The following is a 4,823-nucleotide window of genomic DNA, read 5'->3' as shown; positions in this document are numbered from 1 at the left end:
GGCTGCCAGATAATAGATCGCCTGGGCTGCGGTTTCGGCATTCCGCTTGCCGGACTTGGTTTCGAAGAAGGTGTCCAGACCCATTTGCTGCCAAATTTGCTTAACCAAACCATGTCCGAATAGAAAAGAGGGCACCACATCATCCGGTTTAAGGATATCGCCCACAGACACTTCCAGAGTCACAGGTGCCTCTGCAGCCTTTTTCTCACGGGTAAGGCGAACTGCCTCCAGCCTAAGTTTGGCAATAATATTCGGGTCCTCATCCAGCATTTTCTCGTAGTTGCCGATGGTTTTCACCACATGCGTTTTCTTTTTACGTGTTCCCGGAATATGGGTTTCCTCTCGGAACTGGATAACACGCGACTTGCCGTAACCCGATATTGCGACGTACATATAGGACCACCTCGCTCTGCGAAATGTAAAAATAGGCAACATCATTATATCACAAAGCGAGCTAAAAAGCAGGATATAGCAGGATAAATAATAATAAAACTTTTGTTACATAAAAATCCCCCGAAACCACCTTGATACCGCGTGTTCGGGGGATTGATCGACATGCTTATTGGCCACTAAGTTCCAAAGTCAGGAGCGAATTTTCTTAAATCAAACATAAAAATCAAGCGGCTTGCCAAAAGGCAGGCCGCTTTTTTATGATCACGTCGGGAAACGCAATTTTGATGCACGGGGAAAGAATTCCTACTGCTTGAACCAGACCCCGCCGGTTAATACGTATGTGCCTGCTCCTCCTGCATTGTATGCTGCTGTAAAAGACTCATTATTCGAAAAGACGCCGCCCTCTATTTTTACGACATTCGGTCCGATCGTCACCTTTGTCAAAGGATTGTCCATAAACGCACCGTAATCCAATCTGGTCAAGCTGTCAGGCAGGACTAACTCCGTAAGATCATTGTCCTTAAAAGCCCTCGCGTGTATGCGCGTGATGCCCTCTTCTATAACTACAGATGTCAGACCTTTGCCGTTAAAAACATCCTGATAGATTACAGTGACAGCAGTTCCGTCTATTGATGCAGGGATCTTTATATCCTTTTCATCGCCGTCGTAAGAGCCTGTAATGAAACCTGTAAATCCTCCGCTTTTTTCTATCTCAACTTCCGTTCCACTTACAACATGCAGGATTCCCCATTTTTGTTTCTGTATGCTCCAGGCAAAAATATTTCCTTCTATGTTGGCAACTGGGATCCTATCTATATTTCCGGCGTTGAAAAGGGCTGTAAGTCTTGCCGAATCTGTCGTCAGCCCATTAAAAACATCGCTGCCGCTAATATTTTGGCTCATTTTATAGAGTACTGATACTCTGTTCAATGTTTTTAAAGTAGTAAAATCCGCTGTCCTATCGGTCCTGCCAATGATAGGAGGGAGCAGCAACAGCAATATAGCGACAATGATCCCAGTCACCGCAATGACTACAAGCATCTCGGACAAAGCAAAAGCATTTTTCACGCTTTTTTTTAAAGGTGAAATGTCTGTTCGCCTCCACTCTCAAAAAGAAGAGACCCCAATAAAAAACATTTCTTCATTTTGTTTTTTACTCTAAACCTATTTTTCGAAAATTACAATCATTTTGACAATGTATGACTATTTATGTACACCGAGATGCATTATAACCGGATCAATTTTCTAAATATACTTTTTATAGACATCGAGGCGTTCGTTATGTAAAAGAGGCCGCATCTCACGGATCTTGGGAAGATAGTTTATGTCTATCTCCACATCCACGACAGCCTCTTCGAAAAGCGGAAGTTGTGCCACAATGTCACCGTTCGGATCCACAACGTGGGAGCCTCCGAAGTAGATCGAACAGCCAGAGGCTGCATGGTTGCAGCAGACGACATAACTTGTCTGAGAAAAGGCCGTTCCTTGAGTTAGTTTTTTCCAGTTAGAAAAGCATTTTTCTCCGTCTGCCCTGTCCAAAACTGTGGCTGCTGAGGGGTAAAAGATGACTTCTGCCCCAAGTTTTGCCGCGAAGATGGCGTTAGTCATGTGCCAGAGGTCCTCGCAAACAAACATCCCAGCTTTGCAGCAGGGGGCATCCGCGACCGTGACTTCATCGCCTTCGCTGAATGTAAGGTGTTCCGTGTACTGTGCGTAATTGCATAGGTTTATCTTCCTGTGCACGGCAAGACTCTTTCCGCCTGAAAAGTATTCAAGGGCTATGTAGGGCTTCTTGCCGGGCTGCTCAAAAAGTGGATAGCTGATAAGGATATCACACCCGCTCTCTCGGGTTTTTTCCGCAATAAGAGGAAGTGCAGCGTCGACATCCCCTTTGAGCCTTTTTGCCCCGGCTTCAGTCGAAATTGCCTCTTTGACCTCATAACCGGAAAGGTAAAGTTCGGGAAGAACAAGGATCGAACTCCCCCTCTTCGCACAATCATCGAGCAATGACAACGCACGCTTCATATTTTTTTCAACATCCATTACTGCAGGCGCGACCTGCGCCAAGGTTATCCTGAAACTCTCCATTTTATTATCACCTGATTTCGAGATTAAGCCGATTCCACTGGAATTATACGTGAAAATTACCGATATAAAAAAATACAACATATCAGATAATTAAAAAGATGTTATATTGCTTAGGTTTTTGAAACCATGATCCTTGGGGCGGCCATTGTCTGCCAAACGGTCATCACCTACCGGCAACTCATTTTACTAAGACAATAATACACATAGGAGGAATGAAAAAATGTTGAAAAATCTTTTCAGCCCTTTCGTCATCAAAGGAAAGACCATGAAAAACCGCCTGGCGGTATCTCCAATGGTGACAAACTACTGCAACGAGGACGGAACATGTACAGAAATGTTTTCGGCATATCACGAAGCAAAAGCCAAGGGCGGCTTTGGAATGATAATTACGGAAGATTTTGCTGTAAGGCCTAGGGGGAAGGGATTCAAACATCTGCCCGGACTGTGGAATGATGAGCAGATCCCGGGATTTAAGGAATTTACGAAAAGGATCCACAAGCATGATACTGTTTTGATCGCGCAGATATACCACGCCGGCAGGCAGTCCAGCAAAATGGTACTTGGCGAGGCACCTGAGGCCCCTTCTGCAATTCCCTGCCCATTCAGCCCGGACATGCCGGAAGAGTTGAGCATTGAGGAAATCAAAAAAATCATCACAGAGTTTGGTGATTGTGCGCGCAGAGCCGAGAAAGCAGGGTTTGACGGCATAGAGGTCCACGGCGCCCATGGATATCTGATCTCCCAGTTCATGTCCTCCTATACCAACAAACGTACCGACGAGTACGGAGGATCTCTCCAGAATCGTATCCGTTTTGCCGTACAGATCGTGAAAGATATTCGCTCGAAGGTCAGCAAGGATTTTATCGTCGGTTACCGTATATCTGCAGATGAATATGTTACCGGAGGCAGAAATATCGGTGATACGATGACTATAGTCCCTTTTCTTGAGGAGGCCGGAATTGACTATATCCATGTTTCTGCGGGTGTTTACCGTTCCTTTGATGACATCATACCCTCGCAGTACCGCGGCCACTCATGGAATACCACTGCTGCGGTAGAGGTAAAAAAGATAACCAAACTTCCTGTGATCTCTGTTGGAAGGATCAACGACCCCAGGCTGGCAGAAACGGTCATTGCCTCCGGAAAAGCAGATATAGTTGCAATGGGACGACAGTCACTTACCGATCCTGAGACACCCAACAAGGCAAAAGAGGGCCGCTTCGATGAGATCCGCAATTGTATCGCATGCCATCACGGATGCGTTAAAAACCTGCTAAACAATGTCCCGATCCAGTGTATCCTGAATCCGACACTGGGCAGGGAAAGCGAAGTCTCTCTTGAAAAGACAGCGGCACCCAAAAATATAATGGTCATAGGTTCAGGTCCTGCAGGACTTGAGGCAGCTATCACAGCGGCCTCGCGCGGACACAGGGTAAAGGTTTTCGAGAAAAACCGCTGGGCAGGCGGCCAGTTCCGCATCGGTGCTGTACCACCCGGAAAAGGTGAAATGATCAACTATATCAACTGGCAGTTAAACGAGCTCGAAAAACTGAACGTGCCCGTCCTGATGGAGACGGAAGTCACCCCGGAACTTGTGAAAAAGGAAAATCCGGATGTCATTTTCGCCGCCACGGGAGCTGATCCCATCATCCCAAACATACCGGGGATCAACAGGCCAAACGCAGTAACCGCTCATGATGTTCTTTCAGGAAAGGTCAACACAGGCAACAGCGTTGTTGTTGTGGGTGGCGGATGTGTAGGAGCTGAAACTGCCAACCAGCTTGCAAACTACTTAAAAGGCGTCACTATCATCGAAATGCTGGACGCGATCGCAGGTGATGAAATAGTGGTCCCGCGCTGGGATCTTCTGGAAGATCTTGAAAAGAACAAAGTAAGGATCTGCACAAAGACCACGGTCGACGAGATCACAGATGCAGGAGTGAAGGTGTCCGGCGCAGTAAATGAAGTGATCCCATGCGACACAGTTGTCATTGCTGTTGGGGCAAAACCGGTGCTGGGCCTTGCAGATGCACTGAAAAAAGACGGTTTTGACATCCGCGTCATTGGAGGCGCTGCAAAAGTCGGTCTGGGCGGAGAAGCCATAATGGAAGGCTTTGAGGTCGGAAGGACCATCTAGTCAGGCCCCAAATTTAGCTTATCAATTAAAGCTGCCTCTCTCCGCCAAGAGGGAGACAGCTTTATTTTTGGTGCGCCCGACATGTGCGCAGACTAGACGGTGAAAGACCGTTACAGGCTTTGCAGTGGGAACTGTTAGCCAAAGGCAAGGGTGTCCATCGTGAGGTGGAATCTGAAGGAAGCCGGAGGCAAACCCTTGGTCCGAC

At 47.0% G+C, this 4,823-nt stretch carries 4 protein-coding genes; 1 reads left to right on the top strand and 3 read right to left on the bottom strand.

Going from position 1 to position 4,823, the window contains the following annotated elements:
* The 3 genes from LLF78_08205 to LLF78_08195 form a co-directional block, all read right to left on the bottom strand.
* On the bottom strand, nucleotides 1–393 hold a 393-nt coding region (locus LLF78_08205; protein ID MCE5202475.1), incomplete at its 3' end, for a hypothetical protein.
* Between the two features lie 303 nt (nucleotides 394–696).
* Nucleotides 697–1,434 (bottom strand): leucine-rich repeat domain-containing protein, encoded by a 738-nt coding sequence (locus LLF78_08200; protein MCE5202474.1) that lies wholly within the window; start codon nucleotides 1,432–1,434, stop codon nucleotides 697–699.
* 204 nt (nucleotides 1,435–1,638) lie between these two features.
* Nucleotides 1,639–2,481, bottom strand: a complete 843-nt coding sequence (locus LLF78_08195; protein MCE5202473.1) for a hypothetical protein — start codon at nucleotides 2,479–2,481, stop codon at nucleotides 1,639–1,641.
* 220 nt (nucleotides 2,482–2,701) lie between these two features.
* Here LLF78_08195 and LLF78_08190 point away from each other — a divergent pair, with 220 nt between their 5' ends.
* Nucleotides 2,702–4,618 (top strand): FAD-dependent oxidoreductase, encoded by a 1,917-nt coding sequence (locus LLF78_08190; protein ID MCE5202472.1) that lies wholly within the window; start codon nucleotides 2,702–2,704, stop codon nucleotides 4,616–4,618.
* The last annotated feature ends 205 nt before the right edge of the window (nucleotides 4,619–4,823 follow it).

Source organism: Synergistaceae bacterium (assembly GCA_021372895.1).
Taxonomy (GTDB): domain Bacteria; phylum Synergistota; class Synergistia; order Synergistales; family Synergistaceae; genus JAJFTP01.
Note: the sequence above shows the minus strand (reverse complement) of the source record. Positions and strands in the feature narration are given on the sequence as shown.